We start from the raw sequence: 13,439 nt of genomic DNA, 5'->3' as shown, positions 1-13,439 counted from the left end.
GGACGGTCACCTTTTCCGCATCATACTTCTCCTAGATAATGGGGAGTTATTTTAAATGGTAGCGAGTACTTTAGAGTAAGTACATACATCCCCCTTCACCTAAGAGCATTTTAGCTACTTACTTTTCAGCGAAACGCTTGAGAAGATTGATCGCATTAAAATGAATACCTTCGTGATAGAGTGAAAAGGTCAAGAGCTCACCAATAGTGTTTAAGTTTAAGCCACTTTCTGTCGTAAATGGTTTTTTGACACGTTCATCCAAGCGATCCTTGAAGGTCTCCTCAATGCGTTTAGACTGATTTTCTAGCATTTCTATCAATGTTTCTAATGTCGGTGGCTTGGAGTCCCAATCTGCTGGCTTGGTCCCCTTAGCAAAAAATTCATTAAACGCCTCTGGTATTTCTCCAGGCTCGCCAGCCAAACGAAAGGCAAAATTCTCCTGAACTAAGTAAACGTGGCCAAGATTCCAACGGACATTGTTGTTAAAGCCCTCTGGAATCGTATCAAGCACGTGATCTGATAAGCCTTTTACTGCATTAATCGTACGTTGCCGGACAATTTTTAGTGGAGTAAAGACATGTTGACTCATTCTCTATCCCTCATTTCCTTTATATTTATTTTTATTATATATGTAGATACCCAATAACTCTAATCCTCTGCTTAATTTTTTGTATTATCCTTCCATATATAAGGCAGCAGCACTGTATAAGAGTAATAGAGCCATGGCAATATTAAATCCCCTTTGATATTTTGTTAAAAATCTTTTAAACAAACAGCCAAATACACTCCAACACACGGGTGCAAGTAGACCAACGCCAGCCAGAAATAATGAAAATAGAATTAAGCTCATATTAGAGTGATAAAAAGGGATAACAAAACTCGCAATAACTGTGAGTCCAAACACAAACACCTTGGGATTAATAAATTGTAAAAGCATCCCTGAAAAGAAGCCCTTATTCTTGCCTTTTTCATTGTCTTCATCATCCGCATGACTTATAAAAACTTTTACCACTAAATAAAGCATATAAAGTGAGCCTACCACAGTTAGGATGCATTCTATTTTAGGCACACTCGTTTTTAACATAAGGTTAAAATAACTACAGGCAATCATAATGACAAAGAAGCCGAGCCCCACCCCAGAACAAAAGCAAAATGACCTTTTAAACCCCTGCTGATTGGCAGTAACCATGGCCATAATATTATTTGGCCCTGGTGTAAAGGTCATTACAAAAACGTAAATTAAAAAGGAAAATAAGGACAAGCGTGTTTCCTCCCCCTGATGTATGCTATAATGTCCCAAATGAACACTATAACGTTTATTACGTTTTATTGTACGATATAGACGTTATATTGTAAACAAAAATCGAGGTGTCCATATGGAAGAAATCAACCTCATCGTTGCTCGAAATTTAAAAGCATTGAGAGAAAGTAAGAAATTAAGCTTAGAAAAAGTTGCAGAGCTTAGCGGGGTCAGTAAAACAATGATTGGACAAATCGAAAGAGGTGAGTCCAGTCCGACTATTACAACCATTTGGAAGATTGCTAACGGGCTTAGGATTTCCTTCACATCATTAATCAATCAGCCACAGCCTGACACGCAACTGATCAGAAAAAGTGAGGTGCATCCCCTTTCGGAGGGTGAGGGAAAATATATGCTCTACCCCTATTTCCCTTTTCAAGAGGATCGACGCTTCGAAATCTTTTCTGTTGATCTTGAAAAGGATGGCTATCTCAGCTCTGAATCTCACGGAGACCGAACGGAAGAATTCCTGACAGTTTTTAGGGGTCAAATCACGATAGGTGTCAACGGAAATGATTATGTTGTCAAAGACGGGGATTCAATAAGATTTAAAGCAGACCGTCCCCACACCTATCATAATTCGGGGGATACAGTGACGCGATTAAGCATGGTCATCTACTATCCCCTATAACAAAAACCGGATTTAAAAGCGTGCCCAGTCCTTGTCTGGGCATAGAGCATTCTATATGGAAGAGGCTTCATTGCCTAAGTCAAGTGGATTGGTGCACAAGGTGCGAGACGCCTTCAGGAAGGAGGCGAGGGTCACTTCACGAATAGACGCCCCGCGTTGTTCCGAGGAGGCTGATTACGAAGCCTATCTGGCACACGCAGGACCAGCCAAGCCTCCCATCGCCTTTATAAGATTTCGGGGACTCTTTTAATTCTTGGATCAGTAAAAATATCCTCCTCATCTGTGCTTTTGGTCGAAAATTCAGAGACGATTGCCCCTTCACTTCCTGCCTTGAACCAATGAAGGGTATTGGGTGGGATCGTATATTGCTCACCAGGTGAAAGCAGCACTTCCTGCCCTGCGGTGTAATAGGCCTCATCACCTAAAGGAGGATCAACAGCACGAAGACTCGTTTCTGGACCTTCAACATAAAGAAACACCTGACCGTATTTGCATCTGAAGGTCTCTTCTTTCCCCTCATCGAATGAACGCTTAGGATGCTTATGCTCTGGGCAGGTTTGATTCGGAAGTAGTGCCAGTTCCTTGGCACAGACTCTATTGGTATTAACATAAGTAATCAACTGTAGCCCTGAAACCTCGATGGTGTTCAAGCCAAAATCAGCAACTTCCAGTGTTGCTTTTTCGTGTTCTGTGAGTACAATATTTGCCTTTTCAAACAGCTCTAAAGCTCTTGTTTTGATCGCTTCATATTCTTGCCGCTCCATATATAGCCCTCCCATCATTTTAATAAGTATAGCTTGAAACTCAAATAAATTAAAGCGCATTCACATTACAATTAATATACTTCTCCTGTGCTGCCACCTCGCTCTATTTACATGGCTTTACGTTCCATATATTTGTGATTAGCTTTGTCATTTGTTACTCTTTTATCAACTTATAAGGAGGGATGTCCTTTAGAAAAAAGAAAGATCGGGAAAGAAGGGCCTATGGTTTCCCAAATTGGTCTCGGGTGTATGGGGATGTCTGATTTATATGGTGAAGCCAATCGTGCGGAAAGCAGTGCGACGATCCATGAAGCCTTAGACGCAGACATCACGCTGTTCGATACTGGAGATTTTTACGGTATTGGACATAATGAGCTGTTGCTATTCCCCTGATCGGTGCACATAAAAGAAGTCAACTTGAAGATGCTCTTGATGGCCGTACCATCGAACTCAGTCAAGAGGACCTCACACGGATCGAACAAGCCGTTCCAGCGTCTTGAGTCGCTGGAGACAGGTAGCAGCCGGAGAAATGCAAATGTTAGATAGTGAAAAATAACAGCAACTTCCAAGCTAACATCGACACCCTAAAAGATAGTGGCAGTCACGCATTTTCCCCTTAAACAACAAGGCCGCATCAACACTGAACTACACCTTCACATGTTAGACACCACTACCATTTGAAAATGTAGTTATTTATGTATGACTAAATATACAAAGCAGTGCATCGTAATAACGTGCCAGCGCTTATTCTAAGTGTTCCCTTTACATGTAAGTATTTCTACGGCCTGCTCGCTAAATCCACTGCCTCAAAGGCTCATTCCTCTGCAATACCTTCATAACCATACCATTATCTTGTAATTATTCTTTACTTAAAATAAATAAGCCTCCTCCATCTTCTAGCCACTCCTTTTCCCTCTATAAGAAATAATCCCATTCATAATCTAAGCAATATATCAAAATAGGTACTATTAAAATTTAAATTAATAATCAAAATGACTTCATTATGTCAGCAGTATAAATATTTTATACGCATATAAAGCAGTCTAACTGTTTAATAAATATTGCATGTATTGATTTTTTTATTAAGATTTGTTATGCTATATCCATATTATGATAGTTTAATAAATAAACAAAGTTATTTTATTATTTTTTCACGATTATGAATACGCTTTATTTTCCAGAGTGCTCTGTATGCGCTTAATTGTGCTGCATTCTCTTTAAGATTGCATAGACACACCTTAAGTTTATAAAAATGGAACCGCAATCAAATACAGTGCTCTCAATCAGCAATCTGCTTTTAGACAACACTAGACATCTCAGGGGAGGATTTACAATGAAAATTAATAACGCTGTCATTTACTTCTTTGGAGCATTAGGTGGTCTGTTATTCGGTTATGATACCGGTGTCATCTCTGGCGCTATTCTTTACATTAAGAAAAGTTTGGGCTTAACATCTATGACAGAGGGGATTGTTGTCAGTTCTATTTTAGTTGGAGCAATGATTGGTGCAGCCTTTAGCGGTAAATTATCCGATAAATATGGACGCCGAAAAAACGTCATGGTCGCTGCCGCTATCTTTTGTATTGGCGCAATTGGAACCGCATTCGCCCCAGACACAGTCGTCTTGATACTCTTTAGAATTGTGCTTGGCATTGCAGTCGGGTGTGCCTCTGCTCTTGTCCCTTTATATCTTTCAGAAATGGCCCCAGCCAATATTCGCGGCGCCTTGTCTAGTCTCAATCAATTAATGATTGTTACCGGAATTTTAATTGCCTATATCATCAACTATATTTTTGCACCGATCGAAGGCTGGCGTTGGATGCTTGGTCTCGCCTTAATCCCTGGTATTATCTTACTTATTGGCATGCTCTTCTTACCTGAAAGCCCAAGATGGCTTCTCAAACAGCACCGTGAACAAGAAGCTCGGAAGGTCTTAAATCACCTCCGTAAAGGGGTTGGGGTTGAGGAAGAATTAGCTGAAATTCGGAAAACAAATTCAGAAGAAAACGGCGGTTGGAAAACACTTAAAGAAAAATGGATCCGCCCTGCATTAATTGTGGGCATCGGCTTAGCGATTTTCCAACAAATTATCGGCTGTAACACGGTCATTTATTATGCACCAACAACGATCACCAAGGTTGGCTTAGGCAATTCGGCTGCTCTTTTAGGAACCATTGGCATTGGGGTTCTCAACGTCGTTGTAACGATCCTTGCTGTTTGGCTAATGGATAAGGTTGGTCGTAAAAAGCTGCTTTTAATCGGAAGCATTGGTATGGCGGTTTGTCTTTTCGCTCTCGGATTATTGACTAAATTTGGCGGGGGTTCTAGTGCTACTGGCTATATTACACTCATTTGCTTGGCGGCTTACATCGTCTTCTTTGCGGCAACATGGGGCCCTGTCGTTTGGGTTATGTTGGGAGAGATTTTCCCTCTTAGTGTGAGAGGTCTAGGCATTGGTATTAGTGGTGTGGCGAACTGGGCTGCGAACTTGATTGTTTCCTTAACCTTCCCATCCTTGCTCGATCAATTCGGTAACATGCTCTTTGTCGTCTATGGCGTTATGGGCATTCTGTCCTTTATCTTCGGCTCCATATACGTCACAGAAACAAAAGGACGCAGTCTTGAAGAAATTGAACTGGATTTAAAAAAGCGAGTACCATCACAGTTAGCTGAAAAAGGCAAACAGCACATTATTTAATGCTTGGAAGGGGCTAAGACAAAAGGATGCAGCTCATAGAGAATCCGAACGCATTCATATTTATGAAGTGACCCAAAAGGTTAGACATTTAGACAGGTTAGTTATTAGGCAGCCTGTTGGGCAAGGGTTCGATAGTGTATCGGACTCTTGCCTTTTATTTCGCCTTAATCCATTTGTTATTATAGTGAGCCATGAAGCGCGCCGTCAAGACACTCCGCTTTCCACGAGCACGACCTTAGGGGCACAATCGGTCCCCGAAAGTGTGCTTTACTTTTTGGGGTAGTAGTTCCTGTGTCTACTAAATAGGCTTTGTAGTCCGTTTCCTCGGAACAACTCAGGGGTCTATTCCTGAAGTAACAACGCCCGCCCCGTTCCAATAGGCGGCTCCGTATTTTGACTACGCTTCCGGTTTCTCCAGATCCTTTTTAACTCTTATCGTTTGCGTTCGGTATGAGGGTGATCTCTTTTCATTTTCTTCCATGTTTAACTCTCACTGGTATTCCCCCCACCACAGATTTAAAAACTGATATCATTAGAAAAACTTGGCTTGTACTTGCCCACTTTGTTTTGTACTTCTGATATGAGTTTTGGCAAGATGAAAAGGCAGGAACCCGATACACCATCGAGTTCCTGCCCAACAAGCTATTTACTTGAAAAAATCGTGCCTCACTTTATGAGGTGCCTTCAAAATACAAGAGGCTTGTACAAATTACACGTAAATTAGCTTTTTACCGCTTCGGTCAATGCATTAAATTCATCTTCACTTAATTCGATGCCTGCTGAGGCAACGTTATCTTCCAGATGTCCTACAGAAGATGTACCTGGGATAGGTAACATAACCGGGGAGCGTTTAAGCAACCATGCTAAAGCAAGTTGTGCAGGCTGTACACCTTTCTCACTTGCAAGCTGATTCAATGGACTGCCCTCTTTTGCGAGTTGCCCTGTAGCTAATGGGAACCAAGGAATAAAGGCAATGCCGTTAGCTTCACAATAATTTAATAAATCCTCAGATTCACGATTAGCTAAGTTATATAAGTTCTGTACAGAAGCTATGGGTGTGATTTTGTTTGCTGCTTCAAACTCCTCAATGCTAACCTGACTTAAACCAATATGACGAATTTTCCCTTCCTCTTTCATCATCGCGAGTTCACCGATCTGATCTTCAAGTGGAACCTTTGGATCGATGCGATGCAATTGCATTAGATCAATCGTATCCAACCCAAGATCAATGAGATTGAGTTCAACCTGCTGTCGCAAATACTCAGGGCGACCAACAGGACGCCAATCATCCGGACCGCTCCGTGTGAGACCCACCTTTGTAGCGATGACAAGATCCTCTTTATAAGGATGTAAAGCCTTTTTGATTAGTCTATTAGAAACAAAAGGACCATATGAATCAGCGGTATCGATAAAATTAACACCAAGTTCCACAGCCTTTTGCAAGACGCGAATCGCTTCCTCAGGATCACGCGGTTCCTTCCAGATCCCCTTTCCAGTGAGCTGCATTGCGCCATAGCCTAACCGATTAACCATTAATTCTCCACCGATCTTAAACGTGCCAGACTGAGCTGCGGTGATGTGTTGATTGGTCATGTACTCTCTCTCCTTTTTTCAAATAATGATGACACTTTATGTACGACTAGGGTTGTGCTTTACCTATTTTTCCTATATTATCACTAGGCTATCCCTTTAAGTCAAACGATCTGCCCGACACCCCTTTCAATTCGCCCATGCTTTTGACGCTCAATTAATAATACGACCCATCATAGAGCTTTCATAAAAAGTCAATAAAGAAAACTGAGCTTGAACCCCTTTGCTTCGTACTCCCTGATGTACGATCATCCTTAGAGGGCCTCAGTAAAGGTATACATTCTGACCGTACAAAAGGGGATGGAGTTTAAGCAGCGGTCATGATATAAAGAAAACAGAGAGGGTCCCATTTCCCTTGGCCAAAGTCATAGGTTATCCTCCTCCTTTTATATTTTCCTTAAGCATGAAATAAAAATGCACGCGACCAAATTCGTCATATTCTATAACGGGCCATCTAACTAAGTGCCCTTTAGGATAAGCATTTTCATTTTACCGCTGCAACGGTAAAAGATAGACGCATTGCGCATGACTTTAGTTGTACGATAAATATACAGGATAAAACTGATCCTGAAGGCAGTGGTGTTATGAATCAAAGACAAGAACAAACGCTGGAATTACTTTTACAGAAAAAGCAGGAGCCCATTTCTATTCAAGAGATTTGTACCGCACTTGAGTGCTCAGAAAAAACCATTCGCAATGATCTTAAAGTACTTGATCATTACATTAAAGAGCATGCCTTTGCTATTGCTCTCATTCGCAGGCGTGGGCAAGGGGTATTTGTAAAGGGAACAGCTGAAGAGAAACAGCGCCTTCTTCTTTTTCTAAAAAGAAAGGATGAGACTGTTCTTTCGGACCAATGGCTGTCCTATAAGATTATTGAAACGCTGATTCTCACCAATCATTTTATGAGAATGCAGGATTTGGCTGCTCAGTGTTTCACAAGTCGAACAAAGCTTGCCAATGCACTTGGAGAAATCGAGGCCTTTATACAGAGGTTTGATCTTACCCTTGAACGCCGCCAAAAAATCGGCATTCAAATCATTGGCACTGAAAAGAATAAAAGGCTTGCTTTATCGAAGGCCACCGAAAGCGTTTATGAAGGTTCGGATGAGCTTTCTGCCTTAACTGAGCTCATCGCTCCCTATGAATTTCTTTTCATTCAAAACGAAATAAGGCAGCTTGCCTCACAATCAGGGATACATTTTACTGACCAATCCATGATCAGCTTAGTGATCCATATCGCCATCGCAATCAAAAGAATCAAGCTTGGCCAGCACATTCAGTTGTCCATAGAAGAAGTGAAACAACTGAAGAGGGTTAGCGAATCTCATTTTGCAAGCGATCTCGCTCAAGCATTAGAAAAAGTCTTTGTTGTCACCATTCCTGATACCGAGGTGGCCTATATAACCATTCATCTGATTGGTGCCAGATTAGCTTATAAAAAAGACGTATCGACGCAAGCGCGCCTGAACAATTCCGAGAGCTATGAGCTTGCCACTCAGTTAATTGAAAGGGTTTCAGCAGCCACTTCTATTAGCTTTTTAAATGATCAGGATCTCGTAAATGGTCTCATGATTCATTTACAATCCACCCTTAACCGTTTGCGTTATCACTTAAAGCTTTATAACCCATTGCTTGCCGATATTAAAAAAATGTACGGGTACATGTTTGACATTATTCTTTCTGAAAGCACCCGTCTAATCGGCTTAGACGTTGAAATGCCGGAAGACGAAATCGGTTACTTAACCTTACATTTTCAAGCAGCATTGGAGCGAATTAATAAATCTCAGATGCAGCGTGTGTCGTCACTCATCGTATGCACGACAGGAACAGGCACCTCTCAATTGCTTGCGGCAAAATGTCAGGCCAGTTTTCCCGAGCTTGACATCAAGGATACCGTTTCAATTTATGAACTCAGACAAGCCATACAGTTCTATAAGCCGGATCTGATCATCAGTACCGTGCCTATTGAGAAACCTTCCACAGAAATGCTTGTTGTCTCGCCTTTATTAAAGGAGGCTGAGATCAAATTGATTGACCAAGTGATCGATAAAATCAGACGCAAGCAACGTGATCCTTTTGTCCAATCTAGCATGCTTAAAGAGCTCATTCCAAAGGACTTAGTCTTTACACAGGTAAATCTGGAGGGGCCTAAAGCCATCATCGAGTTTTTAAGCGACCAGCTTTATAAAAAGGAAGCGGTGTCTCGCCACTATAAAGCTTCTGCTTTACAAAGAGAAAAGCTGGCAACAACAAATATTGGCAATGGTGTAGCCATTCCCCACGGTGAAGCCAAAGAGATACATTATCCTACCATCGCCGTGGCACAATTAGCGCAACCGACAGACTGGGATGGAGAGCCTGTTCAGCTTGTCTTCATGCTTGCAACCAGCGCGCTCGATAAAAAACAATTAAGTGCATTATTTAGAGAAATAAGTGATCTTACCGATGATTTACAAAGACTTAATCTTTTAAAGCAATCAACAGATCACCAGACATTTTATCAACACCTTGTCCGTGAAGGAGGCCACTAACATGAAATTACTTGCTATTACATCCTGTCCTAACGGGATTGCCCATACGTATATGGCGGCTGAAAATCTGCAAAAGGCAGCCGATGAAATGGGCGTTGGTATGAAAGTCGAAACACAAGGTTCTGTGGGTGTCGACAATGCATTGACCGAAAAAGAAATTGCTGAAGCCGACGGCATTATTATTTCTGCCGATAAGACCGTAGCTAAAGATCGTTTTGTCGGAAAAAGGCTCATCGAGGTGCCTGTTTCGGATGGAATTCGTAAACCTGAGGAACTCATCACCCGTTTTAAGACGGACGATGTACCGGTCTATCAAGGCACTGGTAATAAAGAGACCGCTCAAAAGGGCACCAGTAAATCTGGACAGCCTGCCTTTTATCGCGATTTGATGAATGGGGTCTCCTATATGATTCCGTTTGTTGTCATTGGTGGCTTGTTCACTGCGATTGCTCTTGCCTTCGGTGGGCACGCGACTGCAAATGGCATTCAAATTCCTAAAGATTCATTCTGGTACCAAGTCCAACAAATCGGTGGTCTTGGCTTCCAACTCATGGTCCCCATACTCTCGGGCTTTATTGCAATGAGTATTGCTGACCGTCCTGGACTTGCACCCGGTATGATTGTCGGCTTCATCGCTAATACAGGAAGCTTTTATCACAGTGATGCTGGTGCTGGATTTATCGGTGGTATTATAGCAGGCTTCCTTGTAGGCTATATCGCTAAACTAATTAAGATGTGGAAAGCGCCGAAGATGATTCAACCCATTATGCCTATTTTGGTCATTCCTTTATTGACTGCTGCCATTGCTGGAGGCATCTTCATTCTTGTCTTAGGTCATCCTATTGCTTCACTTATGACGGGGCTTGAAAATGGATTAAACGGTATGCAAGGAGCCAGCAAAATCATCCTAGCGGTGATCCTCGGGGCAATGATTGCCTTTGATATGGGAGGCCCATTCAATAAGGTTGCCTTTCTATTTGGCTCTGCAATGATTGCTCAAGGAAACACTGAGATCATGGGTCCAATTGCCATTGCTATTTGTGTTCCTCCTATCGGCATGGGACTCGCGACATTTTTAGGGAAAAAGAAATACGCTCCAGAAGAGCAAGAAGCCGGGAAAGCCTCCTTTACTATGGGCTTATTTGGAATCACTGAAGGTGCGATTCCCCTAGCAGCTGGCGATCCACTGCGTGTCATCCCAAGCAATATGGCTGGGGCAATCGTTGGTGCCATTATTGGCATGGTCTTTGGTGTCACTGACAGAGTGCCCCATGGCGGTCCAATTGTCGCAGCGTTCGGTGCGGTCAGTCATGTCATTATGTTCTTTGTAGCCATTATCGTCGGCGTCTTAGTCACCGCCTTGATGGCCAATCTTTTAAAACGAAAAGTAAAAGCTTAAGGAAAGGTTTGACGTATAATGGGATTATTTGATCTAATGAGTGAAGACTTAATCATAATGGAGCTTCAGGGAAATAGCAAAGACGAAGTGATGGACGAGCTCGTTGATAAAATTGATGCCACAGGCGTCATCAAAAAGAAGAAAAAATTCCGTAAAGCCTTAGATGGGCGCGAAAAGGAATCCAGTACAGGCATCGGCTACGGCATCGCTATTCCCCATGGAAAATCGAAGGCTGTTGAAGCCCCACGCGTTGCCTTTGGTCTTAAAAAGGAGGGCGTTGACTGGCAGAGCATTGACGGAACAAAAGCCAACTTGATCTTTATGATAGCTGTCCCAGAAAAAGCTGCTGGCGACACACATTTAAAAATTCTGCAAATGCTCTCTCGAAAATTGATGGACGAAGACTTTAGAGAGGCCCTCATCCATGCTGAGAACAAAGACGAAGTCATAACCCTTTTAAAGGAAATTGCCTAATTCATTGTCCAAAAGCCACCGTTCAGAATAAACGGTGGCTTCCATTATACAAGCGATTACAAATGTGTTAACCTAAAACAAAAATGAAAGGGAGTGCTATGTTTTGAAACCATCAATTCCTGAGATCACCCTTCATGATGGCATGACGTTACCTGTTATCGGCCTTGGTACATATAATCTCAATGGGAATGAAGGAGCCAATGCCATCGTAAACGCCATTGATATCGGCTATCGACTCATTGATACTGCTTATAATTACGAAAATGAAGGCACTGTCGGAGAAGCCATCAGACGCACGTCTATTCCTCGACACGCACTCAAGATTACCTCAAAATTGCCTGGACGCTACCACTCCTATAACAAAGCGGTTACGACCATCCAGGAGTCTTTATATCGCGCTAACCTTGACTATTATGATCTCTATTTGATCCACTGGCCTAACCCAAAACAAGACCAATATGTAGAAGCCTGGCAGGCTTTAATTGACGCCCAAAAATGGGGATTCATTCGTTCTATCGGTGTCTGCAATTTCCTCCCTGAGCATCTTGAGCGTTTAGAAACCGAAACTGGAGTGATGCCAAGCATCAATCAGATCGAATTGCACCCCTTTTTCAATCAAGAGGCTCAAAGAAGCTGGCACCAGGAGCGTCAAGTTGTAACAGAGTCCTGGAGTCCTTTAGCACGAGCAAGTGAAATCCTGGACAATGTTGTTCTCCAACATATTGCTCAGCACCATCAAAAAACGATAGCGCAGATCATCTTGCGCTGGCATTATCAACTCGGGGACATTTCCATTCCAAAGTCTGCTTCTCCAAAGCGTCAGCTTGAGAATATCTCCATTTTTGATTTTTCTTTAGATGAAGCTGAAATGAAGAAAATTTCTGACCTCTCTCACTCCGATGGTCGCCTAAAAAACCAAGATCCAGCGACTTACGAGGAATTTTAATGCTAAGAATTTTAAAGAGGCTGGAACAGAAGTATTGAAGCTCATAGAGAAGTCGAACGCATAGAATTGGTGAATGCGTTCGGCTTTTTGATGGAGTCATAAAGCGCTCCATCAAACATTCCACTTTCCACTGGCACCGCCTCCGACATACAATCGGGACCCCCGAAAGACCTTCTTTTTCTACACCATAAAAATAAGAAAAGGGAACTTCTTAGTGGCCATGTGCTTTTCCCCATAGGAGTGGCTGCACTTCTGTTCTTCCTGTCAATTTTCAAAATCCTATCGTTTGCTATTAGAGTGTCTATTTTAGTTTTATCCCACCCTTTTTCAGTCCTATGCTGATGTTCCCTATGGAAACGTAGCCTCTCTCATCTGCGACTTTGTATGATTTAAAAAGGTACAAAGTTAAAACGAATAAGTAAAATTTCTTAATGCACGACGCAATCTCATTAAAAGTAAAAACCTTACAGTTATAAATTCGCAATGTTGGCTAAAACTAAACTAAAATTAGGAAAGGAGAAAATGAGGATGGGTCGAGGTAAAAGCTTTAATCATAAGAAAAAGGGACACCCAGAAAATGGTCTTAACACATCAATGACTGAGGAGAAGACCCCAGATAAGTCTGGAAGAGTCGTTGCCGATTTTGCAACCTACGAGGCACACAAAAATAGTGAAGATAGCCAAGGATAACCTAGGAGGAACACGGTATGGAAGACACGCATGAATTTGTGGAAAAAATACATGAGCGTCAAGCGAAAGCTGAGAAAAACGAAAAGCGGCAAAACAAAGGGCATGACAATCGTCAGCTCCCGGGCAAACAGCACAGCACTAATAAATGAGTCTCTGGACACTTCTTTTGTTGATGAACAACAAGGGAGCTGTCCTTTTCTTTTGCCCTTGCAAAGTACTATAGTGCAGGAAAAATAAACGATGCAAAATTCTTGTTTTTTATTAATAATCTGATAAAATCACACTATCTCTATAAAAAGTAAAAAGGAAGGCGTTACACGTTGCACTAATCAGCAGCAGCTTCTTTTAAACCCCTTTTATGATAACGTTAACAATTTGTATTTAGAGCAATTTATGCAATGACAATCTAATAT

Annotated in this window: 13 protein-coding genes; 9 read left to right on the top strand and 4 right to left on the bottom strand. The window is 41.9% G+C overall.

Going from position 1 to position 13,439, the window contains the following annotated elements; all coding sequences use genetic code 11:
- Positions 1 to 118: 118 nt before the first annotated feature.
- Together IEW82_RS03600 and IEW82_RS03595 are read right to left on the bottom strand one after the other, a co-directional pair.
- Entirely contained in the window at positions 119 to 589 is a 471-nt protein-coding gene (locus IEW82_RS03600) for a DinB family protein (RefSeq protein WP_188689329.1), read from the bottom strand.
- A gap of 84 nt (positions 590 to 673) precedes the next feature.
- Complete coding sequence (locus IEW82_RS03595) at positions 674 to 1,261, bottom strand: LysE family transporter (protein ID WP_188689327.1); 588 nt, start codon at positions 1,259 to 1,261, stop codon at positions 674 to 676.
- A 115-nt stretch (positions 1,262 to 1,376) separates the two neighbouring features.
- Between IEW82_RS03595 and IEW82_RS03590 the strand changes: the two genes are divergently transcribed.
- Positions 1,377 to 1,931, top strand: a complete 555-nt coding sequence (locus IEW82_RS03590; RefSeq protein WP_188689324.1) for a helix-turn-helix domain-containing protein — start codon at positions 1,377 to 1,379, stop codon at positions 1,929 to 1,931.
- A gap of 224 nt (positions 1,932 to 2,155) precedes the next feature.
- Here IEW82_RS03590 and IEW82_RS03585 read toward each other — a convergent pair whose 3' ends face one another.
- Positions 2,156 to 2,695, bottom strand: a complete 540-nt coding sequence (locus IEW82_RS03585; protein ID WP_188689320.1) for a D-lyxose/D-mannose family sugar isomerase — start codon at positions 2,693 to 2,695, stop codon at positions 2,156 to 2,158.
- Positions 2,696 to 2,917: 222 nt separating this feature from the next.
- On the opposite strand from IEW82_RS03585, the gene IEW82_RS03580 reads away from it, so the two are divergent.
- On the top strand, positions 2,918 to 3,088 hold the full coding sequence (locus IEW82_RS03580) for an aldo/keto reductase (protein WP_188689317.1): 171 nt from the start codon (positions 2,918 to 2,920) through the stop codon (positions 3,086 to 3,088).
- A 940-nt stretch (positions 3,089 to 4,028) separates the two neighbouring features.
- On the top strand, positions 4,029 to 5,393 hold the full coding sequence (locus tag IEW82_RS03575) for a sugar porter family MFS transporter (RefSeq protein ID WP_188689314.1): 1,365 nt from the start codon (positions 4,029 to 4,031) through the stop codon (positions 5,391 to 5,393).
- 720 nt (positions 5,394 to 6,113) lie between these two features.
- Here the strand turns inward: IEW82_RS03575 and IEW82_RS03570 are convergent.
- A complete protein-coding gene (locus IEW82_RS03570) occupies positions 6,114 to 6,986 on the bottom strand; it encodes an aldo/keto reductase (protein ID WP_188689312.1) in 873 nt (290 codons plus the stop codon).
- Between the two features lie 581 nt (positions 6,987 to 7,567).
- Here IEW82_RS03570 and IEW82_RS03565 point away from each other — a divergent pair.
- From IEW82_RS03565 to IEW82_RS03545, 6 genes are all read left to right on the top strand, one after another.
- The gene (locus tag IEW82_RS03565; RefSeq protein ID WP_188689310.1) at positions 7,568 to 9,517 is read left to right on the top strand and encodes a BglG family transcription antiterminator; all 1,950 of its coding nucleotides are present in this window, start codon (positions 7,568 to 7,570) and stop codon (positions 9,515 to 9,517) included.
- Between the two features lies 1 nt (position 9,518).
- Positions 9,519 to 10,916 (top strand): PTS fructose transporter subunit IIC, encoded by a 1,398-nt coding sequence (locus IEW82_RS03560; protein WP_373285690.1) that lies wholly within the window; start codon positions 9,519 to 9,521, stop codon positions 10,914 to 10,916.
- Between the two features lie 18 nt (positions 10,917 to 10,934).
- On the top strand, positions 10,935 to 11,390 hold the full coding sequence (locus IEW82_RS20355; RefSeq protein ID WP_373285689.1) for a PTS sugar transporter subunit IIA: 456 nt from the start codon (positions 10,935 to 10,937) through the stop codon (positions 11,388 to 11,390).
- Positions 11,391 to 11,493: 103 nt separating this feature from the next.
- On the top strand, positions 11,494 to 12,336 hold the full coding sequence (locus IEW82_RS03555) for an aldo/keto reductase (RefSeq protein ID WP_188689308.1): 843 nt from the start codon (positions 11,494 to 11,496) through the stop codon (positions 12,334 to 12,336).
- Positions 12,337 to 12,864: 528 nt separating this feature from the next.
- Entirely contained in the window at positions 12,865 to 13,026 is a 162-nt protein-coding gene (locus tag IEW82_RS03550; protein WP_188689306.1) for a hypothetical protein, read from the top strand.
- A gap of 17 nt (positions 13,027 to 13,043) precedes the next feature.
- Positions 13,044 to 13,175: a DUF4023 family protein gene (locus IEW82_RS03545; protein ID WP_188689304.1), complete on the top strand. Its 132-nt coding sequence runs from the start codon at positions 13,044 to 13,046 to the stop codon at positions 13,173 to 13,175.
- The last annotated feature ends 264 nt before the right edge of the window (positions 13,176 to 13,439 follow it).

Origin of the sequence: Pullulanibacillus camelliae, assembly GCF_014642655.1 — a bacterium.
In the GTDB taxonomy this organism is placed as follows: Bacteria; Bacillota; Bacilli; order Bacillales; family Sporolactobacillaceae; genus Pullulanibacillus; species Pullulanibacillus camelliae.
Note: the sequence above shows the minus strand (reverse complement) of the source record. Positions and strands in the feature narration are given on the sequence as shown.

What these genes read in the sequence shown, in the direction of transcription:
- IEW82_RS03590 (WP_188689324.1), top strand. Translation starts at nt 1,377, where the DNA reads ATGGAAGAAATCAACCTCATCGTTGCTCGAAATTTAAAAGCATTGAGA.
- IEW82_RS20355 (WP_373285689.1), top strand. Translation starts at nt 10,935, where the DNA reads ATGGGATTATTTGATCTAATGAGTGAAGACTTAATCATAATGGAGCTT.
- IEW82_RS03550 (WP_188689306.1), top strand. Translation starts at nt 12,865, where the DNA reads ATGGGTCGAGGTAAAAGCTTTAATCATAAGAAAAAGGGACACCCAGAA.
- IEW82_RS03570 (WP_188689312.1), bottom strand. Translation starts at nt 6,986, where the DNA reads ATGACCAATCAACACATCACCGCAGCTCAGTCTGGCACGTTTAAGATC.
- IEW82_RS03580 (WP_188689317.1), top strand. Translation starts at nt 2,918, where the DNA reads ATGGTTTCCCAAATTGGTCTCGGGTGTATGGGGATGTCTGATTTATAT.
- IEW82_RS03600 (WP_188689329.1), bottom strand. Translation starts at nt 589, where the DNA reads ATGAGTCAACATGTCTTTACTCCACTAAAAATTGTCCGGCAACGTACG.
- IEW82_RS03560 (WP_373285690.1), top strand. Translation starts at nt 9,519, where the DNA reads ATGAAATTACTTGCTATTACATCCTGTCCTAACGGGATTGCCCATACG.
- IEW82_RS03585 (WP_188689320.1), bottom strand. Translation starts at nt 2,695, where the DNA reads ATGGAGCGGCAAGAATATGAAGCGATCAAAACAAGAGCTTTAGAGCTG.
- IEW82_RS03565 (WP_188689310.1), top strand. Translation starts at nt 7,568, where the DNA reads ATGAATCAAAGACAAGAACAAACGCTGGAATTACTTTTACAGAAAAAG.
- IEW82_RS03545 (WP_188689304.1), top strand. Translation starts at nt 13,044, where the DNA reads ATGGAAGACACGCATGAATTTGTGGAAAAAATACATGAGCGTCAAGCG.
- IEW82_RS03575 (WP_188689314.1), top strand. Translation starts at nt 4,029, where the DNA reads ATGAAAATTAATAACGCTGTCATTTACTTCTTTGGAGCATTAGGTGGT.